27 protein-coding genes are annotated in these 26,233 nt (G+C 70.3%); 10 read left to right on the forward strand and 17 right to left on the reverse strand.

Features of this window, described 5'->3' with window-relative positions; genetic code table 11:
• Window positions 1–53: 53 nt before the first annotated feature.
• Window positions 54–875, reverse strand: coding sequence for an SDR family oxidoreductase (locus JWP28_RS03065; protein WP_299539853.1), 822 nt, complete (start codon window positions 873–875; stop codon window positions 54–56).
• Between the two features lie 89 nt (window positions 876–964).
• On the opposite strand from JWP28_RS03065, the gene JWP28_RS03070 reads away from it, so the two are divergent.
• Window positions 965–1,462 carry a helix-turn-helix domain-containing protein gene (locus JWP28_RS03070; protein WP_299539856.1) on the forward strand — a complete coding sequence of 166 codons (498 nt, stop codon included), beginning with the start codon at window positions 965–967 and terminating at the stop codon, window positions 1,460–1,462.
• Here JWP28_RS03070 and JWP28_RS03075 read toward each other — a convergent pair.
• The 6 genes from JWP28_RS03075 to mutM form a co-directional block, all read right to left on the reverse strand.
• Window positions 1,459–1,815: a DUF6481 family protein gene (locus JWP28_RS03075; RefSeq protein WP_299539857.1), complete on the reverse strand. Its 357-nt coding sequence runs from the start codon at window positions 1,813–1,815 to the stop codon at window positions 1,459–1,461. The two genes, JWP28_RS03070 and JWP28_RS03075, sit on opposite strands and share 4 nt — an antisense overlap.
• 88 nt (window positions 1,816–1,903) lie before the next feature.
• Window positions 1,904–3,364, reverse strand: a complete 1,461-nt coding sequence (gene dnaA, locus JWP28_RS03080) for a chromosomal replication initiator protein DnaA (RefSeq protein WP_299539858.1) — start codon at window positions 3,362–3,364, stop codon at window positions 1,904–1,906.
• A 394-nt stretch (window positions 3,365–3,758) separates the two neighbouring features.
• Window positions 3,759–4,028 carry a 30S ribosomal protein S20 gene (rpsT, locus tag JWP28_RS03085; protein WP_299539859.1) on the reverse strand — a complete coding sequence of 90 codons (270 nt, stop codon included), beginning with the start codon at window positions 4,026–4,028 and terminating at the stop codon, window positions 3,759–3,761.
• Between the two features lie 131 nt (window positions 4,029–4,159).
• Entirely contained in the window at window positions 4,160–4,936 is a 777-nt protein-coding gene (locus tag JWP28_RS03090; protein WP_299539860.1) for an enoyl-CoA hydratase, read from the reverse strand.
• Between the two features lie 31 nt (window positions 4,937–4,967).
• Complete coding sequence (locus JWP28_RS03095) at window positions 4,968–5,837, reverse strand: TraB/GumN family protein (RefSeq protein ID WP_299539862.1); 870 nt, start codon at window positions 5,835–5,837, stop codon at window positions 4,968–4,970.
• The gene (gene mutM, locus JWP28_RS03100) at window positions 5,834–6,712 is read right to left on the reverse strand and encodes a bifunctional DNA-formamidopyrimidine glycosylase/DNA-(apurinic or apyrimidinic site) lyase (RefSeq protein ID WP_299539863.1); all 879 of its coding nucleotides are present in this window, start codon (window positions 6,710–6,712) and stop codon (window positions 5,834–5,836) included. Before mutM ends, JWP28_RS03095 begins: the two co-directional genes overlap by 4 nt.
• A gap of 96 nt (window positions 6,713–6,808) precedes the next feature.
• On the opposite strand from mutM, the gene JWP28_RS03105 reads away from it, so the two are divergent.
• Window positions 6,809–7,567: a class I SAM-dependent methyltransferase gene (locus tag JWP28_RS03105; protein WP_299539865.1), complete on the forward strand. Its 759-nt coding sequence runs from the start codon at window positions 6,809–6,811 to the stop codon at window positions 7,565–7,567.
• Between the two features lie 47 nt (window positions 7,568–7,614).
• Window positions 7,615–9,099, forward strand: a complete 1,485-nt coding sequence (gene ubiB / locus JWP28_RS03110; RefSeq protein WP_299539866.1) for a 2-polyprenylphenol 6-hydroxylase — start codon at window positions 7,615–7,617, stop codon at window positions 9,097–9,099.
• A gap of 7 nt (window positions 9,100–9,106) precedes the next feature.
• On the opposite strand, the gene JWP28_RS03115 is transcribed toward ubiB, so the two are convergent.
• Together JWP28_RS03115 and JWP28_RS03120 are read right to left on the reverse strand one after the other, a co-directional pair.
• Entirely contained in the window at window positions 9,107–9,613 is a 507-nt protein-coding gene (locus JWP28_RS03115) for a cupin domain-containing protein (RefSeq protein WP_299539868.1), read from the reverse strand.
• A 69-nt stretch (window positions 9,614–9,682) separates the two neighbouring features.
• Window positions 9,683–10,261 (reverse strand): hypothetical protein, encoded by a 579-nt coding sequence (locus tag JWP28_RS03120; protein WP_299539869.1) that lies wholly within the window; start codon window positions 10,259–10,261, stop codon window positions 9,683–9,685.
• A gap of 140 nt (window positions 10,262–10,401) precedes the next feature.
• On the opposite strand from JWP28_RS03120, the gene coaBC reads away from it, so the two are divergent.
• The 4 genes from coaBC to JWP28_RS03140 are packed head-to-tail and all read left to right on the forward strand — an operon-like array spanning window position 10,402 to window position 13,235.
• The gene (gene coaBC / locus JWP28_RS03125; RefSeq protein WP_299539870.1) at window positions 10,402–11,601 is read left to right on the forward strand and encodes a bifunctional phosphopantothenoylcysteine decarboxylase/phosphopantothenate--cysteine ligase CoaBC; all 1,200 of its coding nucleotides are present in this window, start codon (window positions 10,402–10,404) and stop codon (window positions 11,599–11,601) included.
• 10 nt (window positions 11,602–11,611) lie between these two features.
• Window positions 11,612–12,064 (forward strand): dUTP diphosphatase, encoded by a 453-nt coding sequence (gene dut, locus JWP28_RS03130; protein WP_299539872.1) that lies wholly within the window; start codon window positions 11,612–11,614, stop codon window positions 12,062–12,064.
• On the forward strand, window positions 12,061–12,699 hold the full coding sequence (locus JWP28_RS03135; protein WP_299539873.1) for a hypothetical protein: 639 nt from the start codon (window positions 12,061–12,063) through the stop codon (window positions 12,697–12,699). The genes dut and JWP28_RS03135 overlap by 4 nt, the downstream gene beginning before the upstream one ends.
• Window positions 12,696–13,235: a GNAT family protein gene (locus JWP28_RS03140; protein WP_299539874.1), complete on the forward strand. Its 540-nt coding sequence runs from the start codon at window positions 12,696–12,698 to the stop codon at window positions 13,233–13,235. The genes JWP28_RS03135 and JWP28_RS03140 overlap by 4 nt, the downstream gene beginning before the upstream one ends.
• Here JWP28_RS03140 and JWP28_RS03145 read toward each other — a convergent pair.
• From JWP28_RS03145 to JWP28_RS03170, 6 genes are all read right to left on the reverse strand, one after another.
• Window positions 13,232–14,674, reverse strand: a complete 1,443-nt coding sequence (locus JWP28_RS03145; protein WP_299539875.1) for an amidase family protein — start codon at window positions 14,672–14,674, stop codon at window positions 13,232–13,234. The genes JWP28_RS03140 and JWP28_RS03145 overlap by 4 nt on opposite strands.
• Window positions 14,675–14,676: 2 nt before the next feature.
• Window positions 14,677–15,432: a 4-hydroxy-tetrahydrodipicolinate reductase gene (dapB, locus tag JWP28_RS03150; RefSeq protein ID WP_299539877.1), complete on the reverse strand. Its 756-nt coding sequence runs from the start codon at window positions 15,430–15,432 to the stop codon at window positions 14,677–14,679.
• A 116-nt stretch (window positions 15,433–15,548) separates the two neighbouring features.
• Window positions 15,549–16,208 (reverse strand): glutathione S-transferase family protein, encoded by a 660-nt coding sequence (locus JWP28_RS03155; RefSeq protein ID WP_299539878.1) that lies wholly within the window; start codon window positions 16,206–16,208, stop codon window positions 15,549–15,551.
• A gap of 33 nt (window positions 16,209–16,241) precedes the next feature.
• Window positions 16,242–16,715 (reverse strand): SRPBCC family protein, encoded by a 474-nt coding sequence (locus tag JWP28_RS03160; RefSeq protein WP_299539880.1) that lies wholly within the window; start codon window positions 16,713–16,715, stop codon window positions 16,242–16,244.
• Window positions 16,712–17,050: a metalloregulator ArsR/SmtB family transcription factor gene (locus JWP28_RS03165; protein WP_299539881.1), complete on the reverse strand. Its 339-nt coding sequence runs from the start codon at window positions 17,048–17,050 to the stop codon at window positions 16,712–16,714. The genes JWP28_RS03160 and JWP28_RS03165 overlap by 4 nt, the downstream gene beginning before the upstream one ends.
• A gap of 96 nt (window positions 17,051–17,146) precedes the next feature.
• Complete coding sequence (locus tag JWP28_RS03170) at window positions 17,147–17,599, reverse strand: hypothetical protein (RefSeq protein ID WP_299539883.1); 453 nt, start codon at window positions 17,597–17,599, stop codon at window positions 17,147–17,149.
• A 194-nt stretch (window positions 17,600–17,793) separates the two neighbouring features.
• On the opposite strand from JWP28_RS03170, the gene JWP28_RS03175 reads away from it, so the two are divergent.
• From JWP28_RS03175 to JWP28_RS03185, 3 genes are read left to right on the forward strand one after another with little or no spacing between them, the layout of a single operon-like run.
• Window positions 17,794–20,085: an NADP-dependent malic enzyme gene (locus JWP28_RS03175; protein ID WP_299539884.1), complete on the forward strand. Its 2,292-nt coding sequence runs from the start codon at window positions 17,794–17,796 to the stop codon at window positions 20,083–20,085.
• A gap of 45 nt (window positions 20,086–20,130) precedes the next feature.
• Window positions 20,131–21,495, forward strand: coding sequence for an Hsp70 family protein (locus JWP28_RS03180; protein ID WP_299539886.1), 1,365 nt, complete (start codon window positions 20,131–20,133; stop codon window positions 21,493–21,495).
• Window positions 21,495–22,130, forward strand: coding sequence for a glutathione S-transferase family protein (locus tag JWP28_RS03185; protein ID WP_299539887.1), 636 nt, complete (start codon window positions 21,495–21,497; stop codon window positions 22,128–22,130). Before JWP28_RS03180 ends, JWP28_RS03185 begins: the two co-directional genes overlap by 1 nt.
• Here the strand turns inward: JWP28_RS03185 and JWP28_RS03190 are convergent, their stop codons facing one another.
• Together JWP28_RS03190 and JWP28_RS03195 are read right to left on the reverse strand one after the other, a co-directional pair.
• Window positions 22,131–23,363, reverse strand: a complete 1,233-nt coding sequence (locus tag JWP28_RS03190) for an NAD(P)/FAD-dependent oxidoreductase (RefSeq protein ID WP_299539888.1) — start codon at window positions 23,361–23,363, stop codon at window positions 22,131–22,133.
• 23 nt (window positions 23,364–23,386) lie between these two features.
• Window positions 23,387–26,224 carry a pitrilysin family protein gene (locus JWP28_RS03195; RefSeq protein WP_299539889.1) on the reverse strand — a complete coding sequence of 946 codons (2,838 nt, stop codon included), beginning with the start codon at window positions 26,222–26,224 and terminating at the stop codon, window positions 23,387–23,389.
• Window positions 26,225–26,233 lie beyond the last annotated feature (9 nt).

Here is a 26,233-nt window from a genome sequence, read left to right on the forward strand (position 1 = left end):
CGCCCTCTCCCTACTCTCTCCTTCTCTCGCCGCACTCGGGGGAGAGGCGAGGCCTACGCGGGTTCCGCGACGACCGCCTTCACGCCGTAGCGCGGCGCCGGATGGGCGTTGGAGAAGTTCGGCGACATCTTCAGCCGCGCTGCCTGGAACGCGTCCCATTCGGCCGGATCCAGCAGCGAGGGGATGGTGACCAGCTCGCCCCTGTCGAGGCCGGCCAGGGCCGCGTCGACCAGCTCGTCGACGTCCATGGTTCTATTGGGATCGAGGTCCGCCGGGTTGCGGCCGGCGCGCTCCCAGATCTCGGTGCGGGTGGCGCCGGGCAGGACTGCCTGCAGGCGTACGCCCGCCCCGCCGAGTTCCTCGTTCATCCCCTGGGTCAGATAGAGCACGAAGGCCTTGGTCGCGCCGTAGACGACGCTGCGGTACTCGGGCAGCAGGCCGACCACGGAGCCCAGGTTGACGATGGTCCCGCGCCCGCGCCGCACGAAGGCCTTGGCCGCCGCGTTGGCCAGGCGGGTCACGGCGACGACGTTCAGCTGGATCAGGCCCTCGATCCGCTCGCCGTCCTGTTCCAGGTAGCCGCCGAACAGGGCCGCGCCGGCGTTGTTGATCAGTAGCTCGATGGCCTCGTCGCTCGCCAGCCGGTCCTCGATGCGGGCGAGATCGGCCTTGTCGGTCAGGTCGGCGCGGAACACCTCGACGGCGACGCCGGTCTCGGCGCGCAGCTTCCGGGCGAGGTCTTCGAGCCGCGCAGCGTCGCGGGCGACCAGGATCAGGTCGTGGCCGCGCCGGGCCAGGCGGTCGGCGTAGGTCGCGCCGATGCCGGCGGAGGCGCCGGTCACGAGGGCGACGCCAAGGGATTGAGGCTGGGTCATGAGAAGTCTCCTTAGGCGGCGTCCATCGTCGCCTGGGGGCTAGCTGGTGAGTAACTTGCAAAATGCAAGTGACGCCCTAGATTGGCGATATGAAAAACGACCGCTTCGACCGGACGCTGTGTCCCGTGGCGCGCACGCTGGAGCGCGTCGGCGACGCCTGGAGCCTGATGATCCTGCGCGACGCAACGCACGGGCTCACCCGCTTCGACCAGTTCCGCAAAAGCCTCGGCGTCGCGCCGAACATCCTGACCGACCGGCTAGGCCGGCTGGTCGAAGCCGGCTTCCTGGAACGCCGTCGCTACAGTGAACGGCCGCCGCGCGACGAATATGTGCTCACGGAGATCGGACGCGACTTCCAGCCGGTGCTGTTCTCGCTCATGGCGTTCGGCAACCGCCACTTCGCCAAGGAAGGCGTGGCCAGCCAGCTGGTCGACGCCGCGACCGGAGCGCCGGCCGATCCGGTGCTGGTGGACGCCCACACCGGCCGCCGGGTCGACGAGCCCGGCTTCAGGTTCGCCGCCGGTCCGGCCGCCGACGAGGGGGTTTTGACGCGGATGGCCTTCGCCAACCGCAGAGCGACCGCCTAGCGCGCCTTACGGGCCGCGTAACGGGCGTCGCGCTTGGACTGGGCTTCGGCCTTGGTGAGCTGCTTGCGCTCCTTGCGGGCGCCGCGCTTCTCGGCGAGCGCGGCTTCTTCGGCGGCCGCCACGCCCGCCTGGACCGCGGCGTGGGCGTCAGCCGTCGCCTGCACGGCCGCGGCCTTTTCCGCCGCTCGCGCCGCGCGGACATCCTTCAGTTCCGCTGCGCGCATGGCTTCGCGCTCGGCGAACAGCGGGTCGGTGATGGTGGGCTTCGGCTTCATCTTCGCCAGCAGCGCGGCCTTGGCCTCGGCGGCCGAGGCCAGGCGGTCGGTCAGGCTTGAACCCTTCAGGTCTCTCATGGATCGCTTTCAGGCGGAACGGCCGCGATTGCGCGACGGGCCACCCTACAACACTTCGGCCTTCAGAGCCGCCGGAAAGCCTTGAGGACTAACCCCTGAGCTTCCGCAGCAGCACGTCGGTGTCCCGCGCGATCGCCGGGTCCTCGGCCTTCAGCGACTCGATCCGGCGCACGGCATGCAGGACCGTGGTGTGGTCGCGCCCGCCGAAGCGCCGGCCGATGTCGGGCAGCGAGCGGGTGGTGATCTGCTTGGTGAGCCACATGGCCACCTGCCGGGGCCTGGCCACCGCGCGCGCCCGGCGCTCGGAGATCAGGTCGGCCTGCTTCAGGCCGTAGTGCTCGGCGACCACCTTCTGGATCTGGTCGACCGTCACCTTGCGCTCGTTGCACGACAGATGCGGGCGAAGGATGGTCTGCGCCTCGTCGAGGGTGAGGCGGGCGAGATCGCCGCCGACGCGGGCCACCAGCGTATTCAGCGCCCCTTCCAGCTCGCGCACGCTGTCGGTGAAGCGGTCGGCCAGGAACTGCATGACCTCGGGCTTGGCCGAGGGCAGGAAGCGGCCCTGCTGGGCCAGCGTCTGCAGCTTGCGCTCCAGGATGCCCAGGCGAAGGTTGCGGTCCGCCGGCTCGATGCCGCAGACCAGGCCGGCCTGCAGGTGCGAGCGCAGGCGCGGCTCCATCTCCGACAGCTCGGTCGGCGAGCGGTCGGCGGTCATCACCACGCGGCGGCCGTCCTCCACCAGCGCGATCAACGTGTGGAACAGTTCTTCCTGCGTCGAAGTCTTGCCGGCCACGAAGTGCACGTCGTCGATCAGGAGCAGGTCGGCGTTGCGCAGCTCGTCCTTGAAGGCCGCGGTCTGCCGGTCCTGCAGGGCGCGCACGAAGGTGGTGGTGAAGCGCTCGGCGGTGAGGTGGACGACCCGCTTGGAGGGCTCGTTGCGCATGGCCTCCCAGGCCAGCGCGTTCAGAAGGTGCGTCTTTCCGAAGCCGTAGGGGCCGTGGAACATCACCGGGTTGAAGTGGCCGTCGGACCAGGACGCCACGCGGCGGGCCACGGCGAAGGCGAACTCGTTGGAAGGACCCGCGACGAAGGTCTCGAAGGAGAACCGCTCCTGCAGGCCCAGCAGGCGGCCCTGGCGGGCGGCGGCGGGGGCGGCTTCGGCCTCGATCTCGAAGACCTCCGGCGCGACCGGCGCCGGGCTCGCCGCGACCGGCGCGAGCGCCGGCGCAGCGGCCGCCAGGCTGTCGGAATCGAACTCCATGCGTGACTTCAGGTCGAGCCGGCGGCCGAGGGGATCGTTCTGCGCCCAGAGCTCTCCGATCCGGCGCCAGGCGTGGCGGGCGATCCAGTCGCGCGCCACGCCCGTGGCGGCCACCAGGCACACCTCGTCTCCGGTCTCCCGCAGCGCCGCCTGGCCCAGCCAGGAGCCGAACGTCGCCTCCCCCAGCTCGCGTTTCAAGACCAGGCAGGTCTTGGTCCACACGATCCCGGCCGGTGCGCTCGCCATAGCTCCCGCAACCCCCCCGCTCATCATCACAGCCAACCCCATCGTGCCCGCGTCACGGTCTCAGCCCCACGCATGAAACCGCACCTTTTTTTTCAACACACAGGCTCTCGTCCGGCGATCGCTTGCGCTTCGCCGGCGCCCCGTTTTGATCCGGGATCAGATGCAAGACGCCTGTAAGGAGGCTGACACTAATCGGGGGCCGAGGCCGGTCAACGGTGATTCTTCAACGGCCAAGGCGATATTTTAATTGACTCGCGCTGAGCCCTTTTCGCGCCAAGGGAAACGCTCATTTCCGTTCCGTGCGCTGAGTAGATTCGCCGCACGAGTCGCGCCGGAGTGCTCCCTCCACGCACGAAAAACGGCGCCGAAATGGGCGCCGCTGGGCCGTCTAATTCCGATGGGAGAGGCGGGGTATGGCCCCGCTTAGCGGCCTATGTCAGGCGGCCGACATTTTCCGCAGGGCGGCCGCCAGGCGCGAGACTTTCCGGGAGCCGGTGTTCTTGTGCACCACGCCCTTGGAGACGGCGCGCATCAGCTCGGATTGGGCCTTCACGAAGGCGTCCTTGGCCGCCGCCGCGTCGCCCGCGGTCAGCGCCTCGTCGAACTTGCGCAGGAAGGTGCGCACGCGCGAGCGGCGGGCGGTGTTGACTTCGGTTCGGCGGGCGATCTTGCGGACCGCCTTCTTGGAGCCGGGCGTATTGGCCATTCTCTAGAGCTCTTCAAACGTACGCGCCCGGCGAGCCGGGGCGGGGAAAATCGGAGGCGCGGATATACGGGAGGCGGAGCGGCGGGTCAATGGAAGGGCGACGCAATTCGACCTGCCGTCTTCGGCGCCGCCTACTTGCCGGTGAACTTCGCCGGGCGCTTCTCCACGAAGGCCGCCATGCCTTCCTTCTGGTCGTCGAAGGCGAACAGCGAATGGAACAGCCGGCGCTCCATCTTAACGCCCTGGCTGAGCGGCATCTCGTAGGCGGCGTTTACCAACTCTTTCGCGATCATCACCGAATTGGGCGATAGCGCGGCGATCTTCTGCGCCGCTTCCATGGCGGTCGAAATAAGCTCGGCCAGCGGCACGACCCGGCTCACCAGGCCGCAGCGCTCGGCCTCGGCTGCGTCCATCATCCGGGCGGTCAGCACCATGTCCATTGCCTTCGACTTGCCGGCGAAGCGGGTGAGGCGCTGGGTGCCGCCGGCGCCCGGGATGACGCCTAGGTTGATCTCCGGCTGGCCGAACTTGGCGTTGTCGGCGGCGATGATGAAGTCGCACATCATGGCGAGCTCGCAGCCGCCGCCCAGGGCATAGCCCGCGACCGCCGCGATCACCGGCTTGCGGCAGCGGGTCACCCGCTCCCAGTTGGCCGTGATGAAGTCCTCGGTGAACACATCGGCGTAGCTCTTCGAGGCCATCTCCTTGATGTCCGCCCCGGCGGCAAAGGCCCGGTCGGAGCCGGTGATCACCACGCAGCGCACGGTGGGATCGGCCTCGGTCCCGTCCAGCACCTGGGTCAGCTCGTCCATCAAGGCGCCGTTCAGCGCGTTGAGCGCCTCGGGACGGTTCAGCCGGATCAGGGTCACGGCCTCGTGGCGTTCGACGATCAGGGTCTGGAGGGTCATGGGCGCGCTCCTTGAGGTCCAGCCGCCGCCCTTAAGGCCCCGTGACGGAATAGCCAAGCGCCCGCAGGCGGGCCGGCACCCCGTCGGGGCCGATCAGGTGGCCGATGCCGACCACCACCACCGTGTGGCCATGGCCCTTCAGGCGGGCCTGCAGTGCTTTCGTCCAGCTCGCGTTGCGCTCGGTGACCAGCCGGCGGAACAGGCCCGGCGTGGCGTCGCGGATCGGGGCCAGGGCTTCGCGGTCGAGCGCCGTGGTGTCGCCGTCGACCCAGGCCTTCACCAGCACCTGGAACTCATCGGGCTTCTCGTCCATGTCGCGCATGGTTTCGTGGAGCGAGGCGATCTGCTCGTCCATCGCGCCGCCGGAGAGCAGGGCGATCTGCTCCGCCGGAGTCTCGAAAGCCTTCCGCGTGGCCTTCGGGGTCGCCATGGCGGCGATGGTCTTCTCGACGCCCGACGCGGCATCCGCGCCGGCCCTGCGATAGGCCGCGCCGGCCAGGGCGATCTCCGCGAGCCAGGGCTGCAGGCGGTCGAGCAGGGCCGGCGAGACGTCGTAGGCCACGGCGAGCTTGCCCATCAGCTCGGCGTCTTTCGGCGGCAGCAGCTTGAACAGCGACTGGTCGGGTGGCAGCACGCCGTTCTGCCCGGCGAGCGCGGCGGTCTGGGCCTCGCTCTGCGGGTCGATCGGCAATTCGAACCAGATGTCGTCGGCGGCCTTCAGGGCGCGGTCCAGCGCCGGCGGGGACCAGTCGAGCCCGTGCGGCAGGATGTGCACCGAGCCGAACAGCATGATCTCCGAGTTCTTGTCCTTCACCACCCAGACGGGCGGCATGGCCCCGGCCTGGCCGGCGACGGACAGGGCGGCGACAGCGCCGGCGATCGATCTCCACGCGCGGCTCACCTTTGGCAGACCGGGCAGTGGAAGGTCGAACGCCCCGCCTGGAGCTTGCGCGCGATGACGCCGTCGCAGCCATCGTTGGGACAGGGCCGCCCCTCGCGGTCGTACACTCGGAAGCGGTGCTGGAAGTAGCCCAGCGCGCCGTCGACCTGGGCGTAGTCGCGCAGGGTCGAGCCGCCAGCGGCGATGGCCTCGCCCAGCACCGTGCGGATGGCGAGGACCAGCTTCTCGAGCCTCGGCTTCGAGATCCCTCCGGCCGGCTTGAACGGCGAGATGCGCGCCCGGTGCAGCGCCTCGCAGACATAGATGTTGCCGAGGCCCGCCACGATCCGCTGGTCGAGCAACAGGGTCTTGGCCCCCTGCTTGCGGCCCTTGAAGGCGGCCTTCAGATGCTCGGCGTCGAAAGCGTCCGACAGCGGCTCCGGGCCCAGCCCCGCGAACCATGGATGCAGCAAGAGCGTCGCGGTGTTGACGAGCGCCATGTAGCCGAAGCGGCGAGGGTCATAGTAGGTCACCCGCGCGCCGGCCTCGGTTTCGAAGACGATATGGGCGTGCTTGGGGTCCGGGTCGGGGGCGTAGTGGAACTGGCCTGGCCCGACCGAGCCCTCCGGCCCCTCTTGCCTGGGCTTGGCGATCTCGAAGCGGCCGCTCATGCCCAGGTGCATGACCAGGGTGTCTTCCCGGTCGAGGGTAGCCAGCAGGTACTTGGCGCGCCGGGCGAGGCGGGTGATCGTGGCGCCGGTCAGCACCTGGACGAAGTTCTCCGGCAAGGGGAAGCGCAGATCGGGGCGGCGGGCCTCGACCCGGGCCAGCCTCTGACCCTCCAGCACGGGGGCCAGGCCGCCCCGCACCGTCTCGACCTCGGGAAGTTCCGGCATGGTGACGGCTTGGCACGGCGGGCGCCGCGCGCCAAGGGCCTTGGAGCCCCCAATAGGCTTGGAGCACAGGAGGCGTGGGGCTAAGAGGCTGGGCCCATGACCGGACCTGGCGCCACCTTCGGCTTCCGCGACGTCGACCCGACCGAAAAGCCCGGCCTGGTGCGGGGCGTCTTCGACCGCGTGGCGCGCCGCTACGACCTGATGAACGACCTGATGAGCGGGGGCGTCCACCGACTGTGGAAGGACGCTGCCGCCGCGCGGCTGAACCCGCAGCCCGGCGAGACCATCGTCGACTGCGCCGGCGGCACCGGCGACATGGCGCGGCGCTTCGCCCGCATGGCTCGCCGCGCCCAGCTACGCCGCGGCGGCCCCGACGCCCAGGTCGTGGTGATCGACTACAACGCCGAGATGGTCGCCGCCGGCCGGGAGAAGGGCTCCGAGCCGGAGATCTGCTGGGCGGTGGGCGACGCACAAGCCTTGCCGCTGCCCGACGCCAGCGCCGAGGCCTATGTCATCGCCTTCGGCATCCGCAACGTCACCGATATCGCCGCGGCCTTGCGCGAGGCGCGGCGGGTGCTGAAGCCCGGCGGCCGGTTCCTCTGCCTGGAGTTCTCGCGGCCGACAACGGAGGCGTTGCAAAAGGCCTACGACGCCTATTCCTTCAAGGTGATCCCCGAGGTGGGCGCGCGCGTCGCCGGCGACCGCGAGGCCTACCAGTACCTGGTCGAAAGCATCCGCCGGTTCCCCGACCAGCGCCGGTTCGCGGCCATGATCGGCGAGGCCGGCTTCGGCCGGGTGGACTACACCAACTTCACCGGCGGCGTCGCGGCCCTGCACACCGGGCGGGTGATCTAAGAGATGGGCTGGGCCCTTCGGTGACGGCGGGGCGCGCCTTCGGCCGCATGGTTGGCGCGGCCTGGATCCTGGTGCGCAACGACGCCCTGCTGCCGCGCGAGCTCGACGCGCTCTATCCGCCGTCTGTCAGCACGCTCGCCAAGACCCTGCGGCTGTTCGCCGGCCGCGGCGCGCAGAGCGGCCGTCCGGGAGAGCGGCTGGCGCGGTCGCTGGAGGGCATGGGGCCGGTGGCGATCAAGCTCGGCCAGCTGCTCTCCACCCGCGGCGACTTCTTCGGCCGGGAGTTCGCCGAGGACCTGTCGCGGCTGAAGGACCGCCTGCCGCCGTTTCCGACCGCCGAGGCCCGCGCGGAGGTGGAGCGGGCGCTGGGGCGGTCAGTCGAGAGCCTCTATGCCGAGTTCGGCGAGCCGATCGCCGCCGCGTCCCTCGCCCAGGCCCACGAGGCCAAGATGCTGGACGGGCGCAAGGTGGCGGTGAAGGTGCTTCGGCCCGGCATCGAGCGGCGGGTCGCCGAAGACGCCGAGGGGCTGACGCTGGCAGCGCGGCTGATCGATCGTTGGATCCCGCTGGCGCGGCGCCTGGAACCCAAGGCCTTCGCCGAGACGGTGGTCCGGGCCACGCTGCTGGAGCTCGACCTGCGGCTGGAAGCGGCGGGGGCCGACGAGCTGCGCGAGGTGATGGCCAAGGACGGCTACATGAGCGCGCCGCCGATCGTCTGGGAAGGCGTCGGCAAGCGGGTGCTGACCATGGAGTGGGCCAGGGGCTGGCCGCTCTCGGACCCCGCCGCCCTGACCCAGCCCGGGCTCGACCGCAAGGCCATGGCCGACAACCTGATCCGCGCCTTCCTGGCCCAGGCGCTGGACCACGGCGTCTTCCATGCCGACCTGCACGAGGGGAACCTGTTCGCCGCCCCGCCGGCCCAACTCACCGCCGTCGACTTCGGGATCATCGGACGGATCGGCGCGCCGGAGCGCCGCTACCTGGCCGAGATCCTCTGGGGCTTCCTGGAGCGGGACTACGAGCGGGTGGCGCGCGTCCACTTCGACGCCGGCTATGTGCCGCGCCACCACAGCGTCACCGCCTTCGCCCAGGCGCTGCGGGCGGTGGGCGAGCCGGTGTTCGGCCGCGCGGCGACCGAGGTGCCGATGAGCCGCGTCCTGATGCAGCTCTTCGAGATCACCTCGCTTTACGAGATGCGCCTGCGCCCCGAGCTCGTGCTGCTGCAGAAGACCATGATGACGGTCGAGGGCGTCGCGCGGCGGATCTATCCCCACCACGACATCTGGTCCGCCGCCGACCCGGTGGTGCGTCGCTGGATGGCCCGCGAACTCTCGCCCGCCGCCCGCATCAGGCGCTTCGTCGACGAAGCCGCCACGGCGCTGCGCAACATCGCCCGGCTGGTGGAGAACCCGCCCGCGCCGGTGGCGGTCGAGGTGGGTGACTCCGGCTGGGAGCGCTCGGCGCTGCTGTGGTTCGCCATGGGCGCCGCCGTCGCCGGAGTGGCCTTCCTGGTGGCGCCGTATTTTCGTTAGCTGAGCCTCAGTCCTCGATCTTCGTCCGCGCCATCCACTCGGCCTGGGTCAGCCGCTCGGCGCCGTCCTCGCCGAACAGCTCCATCTGGCCGTTGCGGAAGACCATTGTCTTGCCGATCGACGGCATGTCGGCGACCTCCACCGGGTCGCGCCGCCCGCCGGTCAGGTAGAGGAGGTCGCCCGGCCCCTTGGACTTTAGCGAGTGGACCACTCCGTCAATGGGGAAGCCCACGAAGTCGCCGGGTCCGACCGGATGGCCGACGCCGTCCAGCACCATCTCGCCCGCGCCCTCCAGGATGAAGACGAACTCCTCCGACACCGTGTGCGCGTGCGGAATGAAGCTCTCCTTGCCCGGCGGGATGCGGATCAGGTGGACGCCGAGCTGCGTCATTCCCGCCTGATCACCTAGCGGGACCATCCGCATGTCCGACGCCGGATTGAACGGATGCCGTCCGCGCCAGACCTGCGGCCAGTCGGTCTGGCCGGTGCGCACGATATGCTTCGGGTCGGCCACCGCCTCGTCTCCTGGGTGTCGAACGTCAACCCGCAGGCGGAGCTACGGTTGCTCGCCGCCTCGGCGGGCTCAGGCCTGATCGTCGGCGTTTTGGGACTTGCGGCCGGAACGCGCCGATTGGCTGTGCGCCTCGCGGTCTTTCTGCTTTTCCCAATAGGCCATGCCGTCGTCCGGCTTGAACATGGTGCGCGGCGCGCCGTCCTTGTTGGCCACGGCGAAGACATTGCCCTTGGGGTCGTAAAACAGCGTGTCGCCGTTCTTGCGCGTCAGGGTCAGCGTGCCCTTCGGCGGATGGCCCACGAAGGCGTGCGCCCTGGTGACGAACTGGTCGAGCGAATGGGCTCCGAAAGCCTCGCCGTTGCGTTCGAAGGCGCGCTGCGCGCCCTCTTCGGCCGAGCTGCGCCGGCTGGGGGCCCACACGGGCTTGCCGTCGTCGGCGGCCGCCACGACGTCCTTGCGGTGATCGACCTTCGGCGCGTCGCCTAGGCTGCGGTCGGAGCCATAGGACCGGTCCGGCGCGTTGGCCGTCGCCATCTGGTTTCCCGCGGCCTGTTTGCTCACCGCCGAGGGGCCGTTGTCGCAGGCGCCGAGCAGCGCCATCGCCGAAATTCCAAGCGCCAGGGACAGCGCCGTCTTCAACCCAGCCATCGTGTTCTCTCTCCAAAAACAGCAAAGCTTGCGAACAAAGAAAGAACAACTTGCAACAGTTGTCGAGTCCAATTTGCCGGATTTGTCCCGCGGCCCCATCTGGCATAAGGCTGGCGGGCGTCGAATGAGGGGCCAAGGCCTTGCCAAGTACTTGGGGCGAAAAGCGGATTCTCCTGATCGTCGGCGGCGGGATCGCGGCCTATAAGGCGCTCGAGCTGACCCGCCTGCTGCGCAAGGCGGGCGTGGCCGTGCGGCCGATCCTGACCAAGGCGGGGGCGGAGTTCGTGACCCCGCTGTCGCTCTCGGCGCTGGCTGAGGACAAGGTCTATGCCGAGCTGTTCTCCCTGACCGACGAAGCCGAGATGGGCCACATCGAGCTCTCGCGCTCAGCCGACCTCGTGGTGGTCGCCCCGGCCACCGCCGACCTGATGGCCAAGGCGGCCAATGGCCTGGCCAACGACCTAGCCTCGACGACCCTGCTCGCGACCGACAAGCCGGTGCTGATGGCCCCGGCCATGAACGTGCGGATGTGGCAGCACGCGGCCACCGTGCGGAACCTCGCGACGCTTGAGGCCGACGGGGTGGTGTTCGTGGGCCCCGACGAGGGCGCCATGGCCTGCGGCGAGTATGGCCCGGGCCGCATGGCCGAGCCGGCGGCGATCTTCGAGGCGATCATGGCGATCCTGCCCGGCGTCCGGCCGTTGGCCGGCAAGCGCGCGCTGGTGACCGCCGGCCCGACCGCCGAGGCCATCGACCCGGTGCGGGTGCTGACCAACCGCTCGTCCGGCAAGCAGGGCTATGCGATCGCCGGCGCGCTGGCGGCCCTGGGCGCCGAGGTGGTGTTGGTCAGCGGACCGACGGCCCTGCCGACGCCCGCCGGGGTCAGCCGGGTGAACGTGGAGAGCGCCCGCGAGATGCTGACCGCGTGCGAGGCGGCCCTGCCGGCCGACATCGCCGTCTGCGTCGCCGCCGTGGCCGACTGGCGGCCCGCCGACGCCGGGGGGCGCAAGCTCAAGAAGGGCGCCGGCGCCCCCGAGCCCATCGCCCTCGTCGAAAATCCCGACATACTTGCCTTGCTGTCGAAAGATGTTCGTCGGCCCCGCCTGGTGATCGGCTTCGCGGCCGAGACGCACGATCTTGAGGCCAACGCCCGGGCCAAGCTCGGCAAGAAGGGCTGCGACTGGATCGTCGCCAACGACGTCAGCGTGGCGGGGACCATGGGCGGCGACGACAACGCCGTGGCCATCGTCAGCGTCAGCGGAATCGAGCGATGGGAGCGGATGGCCAAGGGCGAGGTGGCCCGGCGTCTCGCCCAACGCATCGCCGCCGAGTTTGCTTGAGGGAGTTCGCGTGAACCCGACCGTTCCGATCCTGCGCCTGCCGCACGGCGAGGGCCTGCCGCTCCCGGCCTACGAGACCGGCCAGGCCGCCGGCATGGATCTGCGCGCCGCGGTGCCTGAGGACGAGCCCTTCGTCCTGCGCCCCGGTTCGCGGCATCCGATCCCCACGGGCCTCGCCTTCGCCCTGCCGCCGGGGTTCGAGGGCCAGGTGCGGCCGCGCTCGGGCCTGGCGGTCAAGCACGGCGTCACCTGCCTGAACACGCCGGGCACCGTCGACGCCGACTACCGGGGCGAGGTGAAGGTGATCCTGATCAACCTTGGCGAGGAGGACTTCGTCATCCGCCGCGGCGAGCGCATCGCCCAGTTGGTGATCGCCCCCGTGGTGCAGGCCGTCTGGTCGGAGGTGGCGAGCCTCGACGAGACGGCGCGCGGCGCCGGCGGTTTCGGCTCGACCGGCCGATGAGCGAGCAGCCGGCCCGCAAGAGGCGCCTGCCGTTGCGCTGGCTTTCGCTGGCGGAGCTGGTGGGCATCGTGGCCGTGGCGATCGCGGCGCTCGGCTATTGGGACAGCCACCGCGAGCGAACCCAGACCGACCGCGAACGCGCCGCCGCCGAGCAGGAGAAGCAGGCCGAGGCCAGGGCCGGGGCCCTGAAGCTGTCGTTCCTGATGACCGGAACGCCGGAGAGTGGCGGCGACCGCCTGCGGCTGGCGACGGTGCACCCAGAACAGGTGATCCAGACCCAGACGCTCAGCTTCCCCAGCGACGTGCGCGGCGACGCGGTGCAGACCACCGGCAATCCGCGCATCGAGGCCGGCTGGTTCGAGGGCGGCCTCGACAGGGCGCTGCACGCCCGCGGCTCCAAGGCGCGTCAGGGCCGGCTGCCGGTGGGCATCGTCACGGTGTTCATCGAGGACGGGCAGACCAAGACCGACCGCGCGCTCTACCTGGTGGGCTACAGCCTGCATCCGCGCGTGCTGCGCAGCGACAAGGTCGAGCTGGAAGGCCTGTCGCTGGTCCGGCGCGGGGTGGGCGAAGACGTGCAGGCTGCCGTTGACGCCCTTTGGGCGCGCGAGGCGCCGGCGCCCGCCAAGCCGTGAACCGCTCCGGCCTGGCCTCGGCCAACTATGAGCTGACGCCGCTGTCTTCCGCCGACCGGGCCGACCTCTTCGCCCACCTCTCCGACGCCCGCACCGTCGAGCACATGGACATCGAGCCCTTGGCCGACCTGGCGGGCGCCGACGCGGTGATCGCCTGGGCGACCGGCCTCGCGGCCTCCGGCGACGGGATCCGCTGGGCGATCCGCGACCGGACCGGCGCCTTCGTCGGCACGGCGGGCTTCAACGCCCTGGTGCGCGAGCGCGGGTCGCGCGGCGAGGTGGCCTACGACGTGGTCCGCCCGCGCTGGCGGCAGGGCGTGATGGCGGAGGTGTTGCCACTGGTCCTCGGCCACGGGTTCGGGGCGCTCGGCCTGCATCGCATCGAGGCCATGGTCACCCCGGGCAACGTCGCCTCGGCCGCCCTGTTGGAGCGCCACGGGTTCGCACGCGAGGCGGTGCTGCGGGACTACGCCTTCTGGAAGGGCCGCTACTGGGACCAGTGGCTCTACGCGCGCCTCGCGGACGACGGGGGCTAGCTCGCCAGCTCCGGGGCGGTGAAGCCGCGGACGTTCTCCTCGATCGCCTGGGCCAGCGCCAGCATGCGCGCGTCGCCGTTCAGGGGACCGATCAGCTGCACCCCGACCGGCAGGCCGGAGCTGGAGGGTCCGGCCGGGATCGCCGTGGCCGGCAGGTGCAGGGCGGTCGCCAGCGAGATCCAGTTGAGCATCGAAGTGTAGGGCATCGCCTTGCCGTCCGACGCTGTCAGCCTACGCCGGCCGAACGGGCGGTGGTCATGCGGGAAGGCGGTGATCGGGGCGATCGGCGACAGGATGGCGTCGAAGCGGCTGAAGACACCGGCGATCTCATGGCGCAGCCGGGCGCGCACGGCGTCGGCGGCCATCCACTCGCGGTGGGTTGCGGTGTAGGCCAGCGTCATGGCCGCGGTCGAGGTCGGCGCAGCCCCGCGGCTCATCTGCCAACGGGCCCAGCCGCGCAGGCGCTCCATGCCGCGGATCATGCCGGGCGGCATGTCCTCGCCGAGCACGCCGCCGAGCAGCACCTGGTAGGCGCCCATCAGGCTCGGCATGTGCACGGGGGAGGCGATGGGCGTCACCTCCGCGCCCGCCGCGGAAAGCTCGGCGGCGAAGCTCTCGATCGCCGCGCGGACCTCCGGGTCCAGCGGGAAGCTCGGCTCGTCGAGCCAGAGCGCGATCCGGGCCTCCTTCAGGTCGGCCGGCGGGGCCCTGGGCGCCAGCGGCCCGCCCTCGAGCACCGAGAGCAGCAGGCGCAGGTCGCGGGCCGAGCGGGCCATGGGGCCGACGACGTTCAGGTCGCGCTCGCTCCAGGAGCCGGGGGAGGGCGGCACGTGGCCGTGCTGGTCGACCAGGCCCCAGGTGGGCTTGTGGCTGTAGACGCCGCAGAAGCTCGCCGGGATGCGCAGGGAGCCGCCGATGTCCGAGCCGATCTCCAGCGCCGTGACGCCCGTGGCGAGGGCCGCCGCGGCGCCGCCGGACGAGCCGCCGGTTGTTCGAGCCTGGTCCCAGGGATTGTTGGTGGTCCCGTAGAGCGCGTTGAAGGTCTGCCAGTCGCCGGCCATCACCGGGGTGTTGGTCTTGCCCCAGATCACCGCGCCGGCCTGCCTGGCGAGCTTCACCACCGAGGCGTCCTCGGCCTGGCGCTGGCGCAGGCTCCTGAGCCCCGAAGAGGCCGGCAGGCCGACCACGTCGAGCGTGTCTTTCACGGTCATCGGCAGCCCGGCCAGCAGGCCGAGGGTCTCGCCCTTCATCCGCAGGTCGTCGATGGCCCGCGCCCGCTCCAGCGCCCGTTCCAGGTTCACCGCGACGACGGCGTTCAGTTGTCCATGGGTCTGCTCGTGCCGGGCCAGCGCCGCCTTCAGCAGTTCGACCGCCGAGACCCGCCTGGCGTTCAGCGCCGCGAGCTGGTCGGTGGCGTCGCGCTTGAGGAGGTCGTCCACGATCAACCTCGCCCGGAAAAGCCCAGGACGTCACGCATGTCGTACTGGCCGGGCGGGCGGCCGGCGACCCAGCGCGCTGCGACGACAGCGCCTCGCGCGAAGAGGCCGCGGTCGCGGGCGGAGTGCGACAGGGTGAGGATCTCATCCTCCGCGGCGAAGGTGACGCTGTGCTCGCCGACGATGCCGCCGCCGCGCATGACCGCGAAGCCGATCTCGCCCGCGGGCCGCGGGCCGGTGATCCCATCGCGGCCCCGCTTGGCGACGTTGGAGAGCGCCACGCCTCGGCCCTTGGCCGCCGCCTCGCCCAGCATCAGGGCTGTGCCGGAGGGGGCGTCGACTTTGCGCCGGTGGTGCGCCTCGAAGACCTCGATGTCGTAGGCCTCGGGGCCGAGCTGGCGCGCCGCCTGTTCGACCAGGCCCATGAGCATGTTGACCCCCAGCGAGAAGTTGCCGGCCCGGACGATCGCGACCTTCAGCGCCGCGGATTCGATGGCCGCCAGCTGGGCCGCGTCAAACCCTGTCGATCCGATCACCAGAGCCGGACCGCCGCGGCCCGCGCAGACCTGGGCCAGCGCCGTCGAGGCCGCCGGTGTAGTGAAGTCGATGACCACGTCGGCGGCGGCCAGGGCCGCGTCCTGGCCCACCAGGCCTTCACCCGTCCGCCCGGGTCGGCCGAAACGCGCGGCGAGGCTCAGCGCGGGCTCGGCCTCCACGGCCGCGGCCACGGCCCTGCCCATGCGCCCGAGCGCGCCGGCCACGGCGATCCCGATCTGGGGGCCCTTTATCTGGGTTTGGGGCAGCGGCTTCCCTCCGGCCTGTTTGCAAGAACAGCTAGTCTCGCGAGCCGGAGGGGCCGGTCAAGGCGCCGCTTCAGTCAGGCCGCGGCAGTCTCGGGCAGGTTCATCATCTTGTGCATCGTGGTCTTCTGCACGCTTGGCCGTTCGGCCATGCGGTCGAGCCAGGCCAACAGCGGCGATCCGGCCATGATCTTGGCGCCCTCGGGGGTTTGCACGAGGAGGTCGAGGTGCGAGACGGCCATCAGGTCCGCAAGCGAGACCTGGTCGCCGGCGAAGTAAGGCTTGTCGGCCAGGATGTCTTCCAGGGCCGCGACGCAGACCTCGGCCAGCGGCCCCGCCGCGGCCACCACGGCCTCGTCCACCGGCATGCCGAAGATCGGCTTGACGATCCGGTTGAAGCCGATGCCCATGCTGATCGAGGGCATGACGTACCAGTCGATGATGTTCATCACCTGGTTCATTCGCGCCTGCGCTTTGGGGGCGGCCGGCGTAAGGCTGGGGCCGTCCGACACCTGGTCGATGTAGCGGATCATCGCCTGGGCCTCGTAGAGCCAGAACCCGTCGTGTTCCATGTAAGGAATCCGGCCGAACGGCTGGCGGGCCAGGTGCTCGGGGGTCTTGGTCTTGCCGAACTCCATGGCGGCGAGGCGGTAGGGGACGCCCTTTTCTTCGCAGGCGAGCAGCGGCATGCGCACATAGGGGCTGCCGGGAATGCCGTGGATGACGATGGTGGGCATGGGAATCTCCTCTTCCTGGGTTGATGCGAAGGTTCAGCCGTTCACGACGGCCTTGAAGCTATCGAGGATGGTCCCCCAGCCGCCGTCCATGGAGACGCGGGTCTGGTTGGCCGCCTCGCTGTCGCCGAAGCGCTCGAGGTCGCGGTGTTCGAATTCGACGCGGGTCTCGCCGCTAGGCAGGGCGACGAACCGCACCTCGACCTCGGTCAGCAGGCTGGGGTCGTAGGTCCAGGCCGGGCCGATCCGCCAGGCGAGCACCAGGCGCCCCGGCGGCTCCCAGGCCAGGACATCGCCCCACAACCCTTCGCTGCCGTCCTCGTGCAGGCCGTACCAGCGGCCGCCGACGCCGGGCTCGATCACCGCCTTTTTCAGCGGCGAGGCGCCGATGGAATGGGTCTTCGGCCACCAGCGGTCGAAGCCGTCGGTGAACACCGCGAACGCCTTTTCCGGCGTTGCGCGGACGGTGAAGGTCTTGGCGATCGCGGCGGGTTTGATCGTCTGGCTCACGGCTGTTCCTTGTCTGTCGGGTGGGTGTCTTCGTCATGGCCGCGTTCCACCTCGGCCTTGAAGGCGTCGAGGGCGGTGTCCCAGAACTGGTCGAGCCAGGCGCGGATCTGGCCGAGGCCCTTGGGGTCGATCTGGTAGATGCGGCGCGCGCCGTCCGGCCGATCGGTGACCAAGCCGGCCTCCTTCAGCACCTTCAGGTGTTGGGAAACGGCCGGCCGGCTGACCGGCAGGCCCTGCGCCAGTTCGCCCACGGCCAGTGGCCCGCGCGCGAGGCGTTCGAACACCTCCCGCCGGGTGGGGTCGGCCAGGGCCGCAAAGGACAGAGCGTTAGTCATGGCTTACCGTAAGTCATGACTAACGTATGAGTCAAGCGACGGTGCGATCGAAAGCGCGGGAGCGGGCTCGGCCCGTCCCGGCTCCGGACCCGACGGCTACTTCTTCGGCAGCATCTTCCTGATGTCGGCCTGGCTGGCGTTGATCGTCGCCGCCCCGTTCTGCACGCCGAGCTTCGACGTATCGACGGCGAAGGTGTCGGCGCCCATCTTGATGGTCGCGACGCCGTTCTTCACCTCCGTCACCTGGCCGATGGCGGCGCCGGTGTTGTCCTTCACCGACATGCCGCTGCTGACCTCAGCGCTGGCCCCGACGTTGGCCGCCGCGTTCGTTCCGGACGAGGTGGTCGCACTGGGCGACGTAGCCGAGGACGCGGGGGGCAGGGCGCTGGATGACGTGGTCGCGCTCGGGGCGGTGGAGGTCGCAGGCGGCGGCGCGGCGGTCTGGGGCACAGCCTGTCGCGCGGCGCCGGGCGAGGTGGCCTGGGCCAATACAGGGCCGGCGATGGCGAGCGCTGCCGCCAGCGCCGCATAGGAGAGGGTCTTCGGCATGGTTTCTTCCCGTGTGAAAGGCCCCCGGCCAGCGTCTCCATAGCGAGCGTGGCCGGGAATTGTTCCAAACCCGCAATTCGCCCTGCAATATTCGCCAGGAACGCCCAAGCTCGACCAAGGTTGTTTCAGCCGCCCCGGGTCTGTAGGTTCCCGCACTCATCGCAACCGACGCCTTAGGGGGACCCGCCGCCGCCATGAGCGACGCCGAGAAACGCACCTTTACCGACGAGGAGGCCCTTGCCTTCCACCGGTACCCGACGCCGGGAAAGATCGCGATCGCGGCCACCAAGCCGATGGCGACCCAGCGCGACCTCAGCCTGGCCTATTCGCCGGGCGTGGCCGCCCCTGTGCTGGCCATCGCCGCCGATCCGGACGCCGCCTACGATTACACCTCCAAGGGCAACCTGGTGGCGGTGATCACCAACGGCACGGCTATCCTGGGCCTCGGCAACCTTGGCGCGCTCGCCGCCAAGCCGGTGATGGAAGGCAAGGGCGTGCTCTTCAAGCGCTTCGCCGACGTCGACGCCATCGACGTGGAGGTGGCCGCCACCGACCCCGACGAGATCATCACGGTGATCAAGAACATCGGCCTGACCTACGGCGGCATCAACCTCGAGGACATCAAGAGCCCCGAGTGCTTCCGCATCGAGACCGAGCTGCAGGAGCTCCTCGACATCCCGGTGTTCCACGACGACCAGCACGGCACGGCGATCATCTCCGCCGCCGGCCTGATCAACGCCTGCCACATCACCGGGCGCGACATCGCCGACGTCAAGGTGGTGCTGAACGGCCCGGGCGCGGCCGGCATCGCCACCCTCGAGCTGATCAAGGCCATGGGGGTCAAGCCCGACAACGTCATCGCCGTCGACCGCAAGGGCGTGCTCTGGCGCGGCCGGTCGGAGGACATGAACCAGTGGAAGTCGGCGCACGCCATCGACACGCCGCACCGCACGCTGGCCGAGGCGCTGAAAGGGGCGGACGTGTTCATCGGCCTCTCCGCCAAGGGCGCGCTGAGCGGCGAGCTGGTGAAGACCATGGCCGACAAGCCGATCATCTTCGCCATGGCGAACCCGGATCCGGAGATCACCCCTGAGGAGGTCTACGCCGTCCGTCCCGACGCCATCGTCGCCACCGGCCGGTCCGACTATCCGAACCAGATCAACAACGTCCTGGGCTTCCCCTACATCTTCCGCGGCGCCCTCGACGTGCGGGCCCGCCGCGTGAATATGGAGATGAAGATCGCCTGCGCCGACGCGCTGGCCATGCTGGCCCGGGAAGACGTGCCGGACGAGGTCGCCGCCGCCTACCACGGCCTGCAATTGAAGTTCGGGCCCGAGTACATCATTCCGACGCCCTTCGATCCGCGGCTGATCTCCTACATCCCGCCGTTCGTGGCCCAGGCCGCCATGGACACCGGCGTCGCGCGCAGACCCATCGAGGACATGGACGCCTACCGCGCCAGCCTCGCCCAGCGGCTCGACCCGACCGCGGCCTTCCTGCAGAAGCTGCAGGGCGCGGTGCTGTCGGGTCCCCGGAAGCGCGTGGTCTTCGCCGAGGGCGAGGAACCCAGCGTCATCCGCGCAGCCTACGCCTTCCAGACCGCGGGCCTGGGCTCGGCCGTGCTGGTCGGCCGCGAGGACCTGGTGCACGAGAACATGCGCGGCGTCGGCCTCGATCCGGCCGAGGTGAAGATCGAGATCATCAACGCGCGGGTCTCCGACAAGAACGCCGAGTACGTCGACTACCTCTATGGCCGCCTGCAGCGAGAGGGCTACCTGCGCCGCGACGTGCAGCGGCTGATCAACCAGGACCGCAATGCGTTTGGCGCCTCCATGGTGGCGCTAGGCCACGCCGACGGGATGGTGACCGGCGTCACCCGCTCCTTCGACCAGGTGCTGGAGGAGGTGCTCCGCGTCATCGACCCCTCGCCGGACGGTCGCGTGATCGGCATGAGCGTGGTGCTGGCCAAGGGCCGGACCATCTTCATCGCCGACACCAGCGTCACCGAGATGCCGGAGGCCGAAGACCTGGTGGAAATCGCCAAGGAAGCGGCCCGCGCGGTCCGCACCCTCGGCTACGAGCCGCGGCTGGCGTTCATGAGCTATTCGACCTTCGGCAATCCGATGGGCCTGCGCTCGGAGAAGGTGCGCGAGGCGGTGGCCATGCTGGACGAGCACGACGGGGTCGACTTCGAGTACGAGGGCGAGATGCCGCCGGAGCTGGCCCTGGAGCCGGAGGCGCGGGTCAACTACCCGTTCATGCGGCTCTCCGGCCCGGCCAACGTGCTGATCATGCCGGCGATCCACTCGGCGGCCATCTCGACCCAGCTGATCCAGTCGCTGGGCGGCGCCACGGTGATCGGCCCGATCCTGCTCGGCCTCGACCGCGCGGTGCAGATCTGCCCGCTCTCGGCGTCGGTCTCGAAGATCCTGCACATGGCCACGGTCTGCGCCTATGACCGCCCGCTGGTGGAGATCGACGCGTAGCGCTGAAGTTTGCTATGGGGCGCGCCCTGCACAGGAGCGCGTCGCGTGAGCTCGACCTTAAGCCTCGGCATCGACTTCGGGACGACCAACACCGTCGTGGCCCTGGCCGACGCGCACGGGCCGGCGCACCTGGTCCGCTTCCCGGCGCCCAATACTTTGCCTTCTGGAGGCGTCGAAGACGCCTCCGGGGGCGAGCTGTTCGCCTTCCGCAGCTGCCTGTCCTTCCACGCCGGCGACCGCCCCAGCGACCGCGCCGTCGCGGCGGGTCCCTGGGCCATCGAGGCCTATGTGGAGGACCCGGCCGAGACCCGCTTCATCCAGTCGTTCAAGAGCTTCGCGGCCTCGGAGAGTTTCAGCGAGACCCAGGTGCTTGGCCGGCGTTACCGGTTCGAGGACCTGCTCTCGACCTTCCTCCTGAAGCTGCGCGCCTATGCCGACGTGGGCATGGCCGAACTGCCGAGCCGGGTGATCGTCGGCCGCCCGGTGACCTTCGCCGGCGCCGCGCCCAGCGAGGCCCTGGCGCTGTCGCGCTATGAGACCGCCTTCGCGCGTATGGGCTTTTCGGAGATCCTCTATGCCTACGAGCCGGTGGGCGCGGCCTTCTTCTTCGCCCGCGAGCTCGACCATGACGCCACCGTGCTGGTCGGCGACTTCGGCGGCGGCACCTCGGACTTCTCGATCATCCGCTTCGAACGCCCCAAGACAGGAGAGGGGGCGGGCGAGATCCGCGCCATCCCGCTCGGGCGTTCCGGCGTCGGGGTGGCGGGCGACGCCTTCGACTACCGGATCATCGACCACCTGGTCTCGCCGGCGCTCGGCAAGGGGTCGAGCTACCTGAGCTTCGGCAAGACCCTGCCGATCCCCAACCGCTACTATTCGGCCTTCGCGCGCTGGGACCAGCTCGCCCTGATGCGCGCCAGCCGCGACATGCGCGAGATCCGCGCCCTGGTCCGCGAAGCGACCGAGCCCGAGAAGATCGCGCGGCTCGTGGAGACGCTCGACGAGAACTACGGCTACCAGCTCTACCGCTCCGTCTCGCGGCTGAAAGAGGCGCTGTCGGCGGAAGAGGCCGCCGAATTCCGCTTCGAGGCAGGCTCGATCTCGCTCGCCGGCACGGTCCGCCGCACGACCTTCGAGCGCTGGATCGCCCCGGAGCTGGCGCGGATCGAAGCGGCGGTAGACGCGGCGCTGGCCAACGCCGCCCTGGCGCCCGAGGGCATCGACCGCATCTTCCTGACCGGCGGCTCGTCGCTGGTGCCGGCCGTGCGCGCGATCTTCCACCGCCGCTTCGACCCCGCGCGCATCGAGACCGGCGCCGAATTGGAATCCATCGCCTCGGGCCTGGCGCTGATGGGCCGCGAGCGCGACCTTTCCCGCTGGACCACGCGGGCCAAGCCTGGAGGCGCCTGATGATCCTGATCGGCCACTACGACAGTCCCTTCGTGCGCCGTGTGGCGATCGCATTGCGCCTCTACAGCATGCCCTACGAGCACCGCGCCTGGTCGGTGTTCTCGCAGGCCTCGGAGATCGCCGCCTACAATCCGCTCAAGCGCGTGCCGACCCTGGTCCTCCAGGACGGTGAGGTCCTGATCGAGAGCGCCGCCATCCTCGACTGGCTGGACGAGGTCGCGGGGCCCGAGCGGGCGCTGATCGCGCAGGACGGCCCCGAGCGGCGGCAGGCCCTGAAGGTCTGCGCGCTCGCCAGCGGTCTCGCCGACAAGGCGGTCAGCCTGGTCTACGAGCGGGCCGTCCACGGACGCGAGACGCCGCTCTGGGTCGAGCGTTGCCGCTCGCAGATCGGCGGCGTGCTGACGGCCCTGGAGGCCGACCGCGCCGGTCAGCAGGGCCCTTGGTGGTATGGCGCGAAGATCAACCACGCCGACATCATGGTGGGCTGCGTGCTGCGGTTCCTGGGCGAGGCCCGTCCGGACGTCTTCGTCGCCGCCGACTGGCCGGCGCTGGCGGCCCATGCGGCGGCCTGCGAGGCGTTGCCGGAGTTCGCCGCGGTGGTCATGCCATTCTTCGTGGCGCCGCCGAAGGCCTGATCAACCGAAAGCGGTGATCGCCTCGTCCGCCGCCCGCAGGCCGGTCTCCCAGGCGCCGTGGACGGTCGAATAGAAATGCGGATGGGTCGCCTCGCCGGCGAAGAAGATGCGGTCGTCGACCGGCGCCGCCAGCGTCGCGCGGCAGCCCGCGCGCCCGGGGAGAGCGTGAGAATAGGAGCCCAGGGCCCACGGGTCCGCGGCCCAGGCCGTCTCGGCGAGGGGATGGATTTTGCGCCGGAAACCCGAGCCCATCAGGGCGCCCAGCTCTTCGACGACGAAGGCGGTCGTGGCCCCGGGTCCCTCGGCCTCCAGCTCCCGCGCGCATCGGCCGCCCAGGAAAGCCTCGATATAGGGCCTGCCGAAGGGGCGCAGGTGGTAGCTGCCGGTCTCGGTGCGGTCGGTGTGGCCGAACAGGTGCCCGTCGATCGGCAGATCGTCCGGCTTGTCCAGGCCGAGGAAGACCTTGTCTGCGAGACCCAGAGGCAGGTCCGCGGCCGCCTCGCTCTTTTCCGGCAGGCTTGGCGAGAAGGTCAGGCGACCATCGGCCAGCGTCGAGGTGGGAACGCAGACGACGATGGCGCGCGCGGTGACGCGGCCCTTCGCCGTGTCCAGGGTCAATTCCCGATCGTCGTGGCGGATCGTCGCCACGGGGCAATGGACGATGATCCTGCCCATGTCGGCGAAGCTGGCGATGGCGGCGCCATAGCCTTCGCTCACCCGCCAGTTCACGCCGGAGTCTTCATAGGCGACGAAGTCCTTGGTGGAGACCTGGTCGAACTCCGCGCCGTTGTAATAGCTGGAGAACGCCTCGATCAGGACGTTCCAGCGTCCGCCCGGCTCGAGGAAGTCCGACCCCGGCCGGTCGATTCCAGCGGCGGCAGCGGCTCGGAGCCGGTCCTCGAAGTGACTCAGGGCAGCCCGGAACGCGCGTTGCTCGTCCGGCGGGAAGTCCCGATTGAACGACTGGCGCATCCAGTGCGGTGGGGTGCGGTCGATCGTAAAGCCCGCCTGCTCGATCGGCTTGGCCAGCAGGTTCTTGTCCGCCGAGTGCACCCAGCCCGCGCCGCAATCCACCGGCAGGTCGGGCCCGGCCAGGACCGTGTGCGTCCGTCCCCCGACCCGCGGGCGGGCCTCCAGCGCAACGACCGAAAGGCCGGTCGCGGACAGCCGGCGTAGCGCCGCGATCCCCGCCGCGCCCGCGCCCACCACCACCACGTCGAACCGGTCCTGCATGGGCTTGAACGCGAAGCGCCGGCCTATTTGCCGGCCACCCTCAGGCTAGACGAATCCAGATCGAGCTGGTCCGCCGGGATCACCTCCAGGTCGGGGCGCTTGGCCTTGAGCGTCGGCGCGAAGGTCTTGGCGTCGCCGGCGACGATGACGCTGGCCTTGGCCGGGTCCATCACGCGGGCGGCGAAGGCCTGCACCTGCGCCGGCGAGACCGCCTCGACCTTGCCGGTGTAGCGGGTGATCTCGTCCAAGGGCACGCCGTAGAGGGCGAGGTTGCCGAGGATGTCGGCGAGGCCGCCGGTGGTGGCCAGTCTGCGCCCGTAGTTCCCCACCAGGTTGGACTTGCGCGCGGTGAGCTCGTCGGCGCTGGCGGGCGCGGTCGCCAGCGAGGTCATCTGCTCGGCTATCAGGTCCAGCACCTGCGGCGCGGACTCGTTCTTGGTCTGGGCCGCGGCCCGGAACGAGCCGGTGCTGCGGTTGACGCTGAGGCCCGAGGACGCGCCGTAGGAAAGGCCGCGCTTGACGCGGATCTCCAGGTTCAGCCGCGAGGAATAGCCGCCGCCCAGCAGGGTGTTGGCGACGATGCCCGGGTAGTAGTCCGGGTCGCTGCGGGCGATCCCCGGCTTGACCAGGGTCACCGCCGCCTGGCCGGTCCCCGGCAGGTCGATGGCGATGGCGCGGGGCTTGGCCGCCGGTGTGATCGTGGGCGGCGCGGGCAGCGGCGTCGGCGGTTTCGCCCAGCCGCCGAAGGTCTTCTCGGCGAGCGCGAACCCCTGCTCGGCGGTGATGTCCCCGGTCAGCACCAGGATGGCGTTGTCCGGCCGGAACCAGGCCTTGTGCAGGGCGGCGAGGTCGGCAGGCTTGATCCTGGCGATCGAGGCCGGCGTCCCCGTGGACACATGGCCGAAGGGCGTGCCGGCGAACACCACCGGGGCTGCGGCGAAGCCCGCGACCTGGCCGGGCTCCTGGTAGGAGACCCGCAGGCCGTCGAGCGCCTGGGCCCGCTGGCGTTCGAGCTCGTCGGCGGCGAAGGCCGGGTTGCGGGTCACGTCGGCCATGATCGCCATGCCGGTGTCGAGCTTGTCGGGCATGACGTTGAGGGTGACCGACGAGGCCTCCAGGTTGGCGCCGGATTCCAGCGTCGCCCCCAGGGCCTCCACCTGGCGGGCGACCTCCCGGGCCGAGCGGGTCCTGGTGCCCTCGGTCAGCATGTCGGCGGTCATGCCCGCCGCGCCCGACAGCCCTGGCGGATCGGCCCAGCCGCCGGTCTTCAGCGTCAGGTCGGCGGTGACCAGCGGCAGGTCGGAGGAGCGCGCCACGATGACCCGCAGGCCGTTGGGCAGGGTGCGTTCGGCGGGCTTGGGCAGCACCGGGGCGACCGGCGGCCCGATCGGCGGCGGCGCCTGGCGCTGGCCTTCCGGCGCGAGCGCGAAGACCGGGCCGGCATAGGTCGCGACCGTCTTCGGCGGCGCGGGCGGCGTGGCCGGGGCCTCGCCCTTCGGCCGCTCGCTCTCCGGACGGTACCGGATGGTCATACGCCGCTGCGGATCGAGATACTTCTTCGCCACCCGTTGGACGTCGGCGGCAGTGACGGCCTGGAGGTCGGCGAGCTCGGTGTTGGCCTTGGCCGGGTCGCCGTTGATGCGCAGGGCGTAGCCCAGCGCAAAGCCGCGGCCGTCGATGGTTTCGCGTTCGCGCAGTTTGCCGGCGACCAGCTCGTTCTTGGCCTCGTCCAGCTCCGCGGCGGTCGGCGGGGCGTCGCGCAGGCGCTTCACCTCCGCCAGCAGGGCGGCCTCGCCCTCGGCGATCGAATGGCCCGACGCCATCACCGCGCCGACCATGAAGGCGCCGGGCTGGGCCGGCAGGTCGGCGTTGGAATAGATCTCGGCCGCCACCTGCTTCTCGTAGACCAGGCTGTCGTAGAGCCGCGACGACTTGCCGGCCGACAGGATCGCGTCCAGCACCTTCAGCGCCGGGGCGTCGGGGTCAGAGGCCTTCGGGCCCAGCCAGGTGATCGCCACCGCCGGCAGCGGCACGTTCGGACCATAGCCCTCGTAGACGCCGGGTCCCCTGCGCGGTGGCTCGACGGCGGTCACCCGCTTGATCGGCTGGGCGGGGTTCTTGAGCGAGCCGAGATACTGGTCGATCCAACCGTCGAGTTGCGCCTCGTCGAAGTTGCCCACCACAATCAGGGCGGCGTTGTCGGGCCGGTAGTAGGCTTGGTGGAAGGCGCGCACGTCGTCGATGGTGGCCGCGTCAAGCTCCTCGATCGAGCCGATGCCGGGCCGGTGGTAGGGATGGGTCTGGTAGGTGGCCTGCGGAACGTAGAGGGTGAACAGCCGACCGTACGGCGACGCCAGCACGCGTTGCCGCAGCTCCTCCTCGACCACGCTGCGCTCGGATTTGAAGTTGGCGTCGTCGACCACCAGCGTGCCCATCCGCTCCGCCTCGGCCCAGAGCAGCCGCTGCAGGTGGTTGGCCGGGACGACCTCGTAGTAGTTGGTGAAATCGTCGTAGGTCGAGGCGTTGTTGAGGCCGCCGACGTCCTCGGTCAGCCGGTCGAAGCTCTCCGCCGGCAGGTCCTTGGTGGCCTTGAACATCAGGTGTTCGAAGAGGTGGGCGAAGCCCGAGCGCCCCTGCGGATCGTCCTTCGAGCCGACCCCGTACCAGAGCTGCACGGTGACGTTGGGGGTGGTGCGGTCGAGCGAGGTCAGAACCACGAGGCCGTTCGGCAGGGTCCGCTGCTTGTAGACGATCGGCGGGACCTTGCTGGCCGGGACCGGGCTCGCCGGCGCGGCGACCGCAGGGGCGGCTAGGGCCAGCGACAGGGAAAGGACGAGGGCGCTGAAGGTTTGGCGGATCATGAGGCTTCC

Origin of the sequence: Phenylobacterium sp. (genome assembly GCF_028290885.1) — a bacterium.
GTDB lineage: Bacteria > Pseudomonadota > Alphaproteobacteria > Caulobacterales > Caulobacteraceae > Phenylobacterium.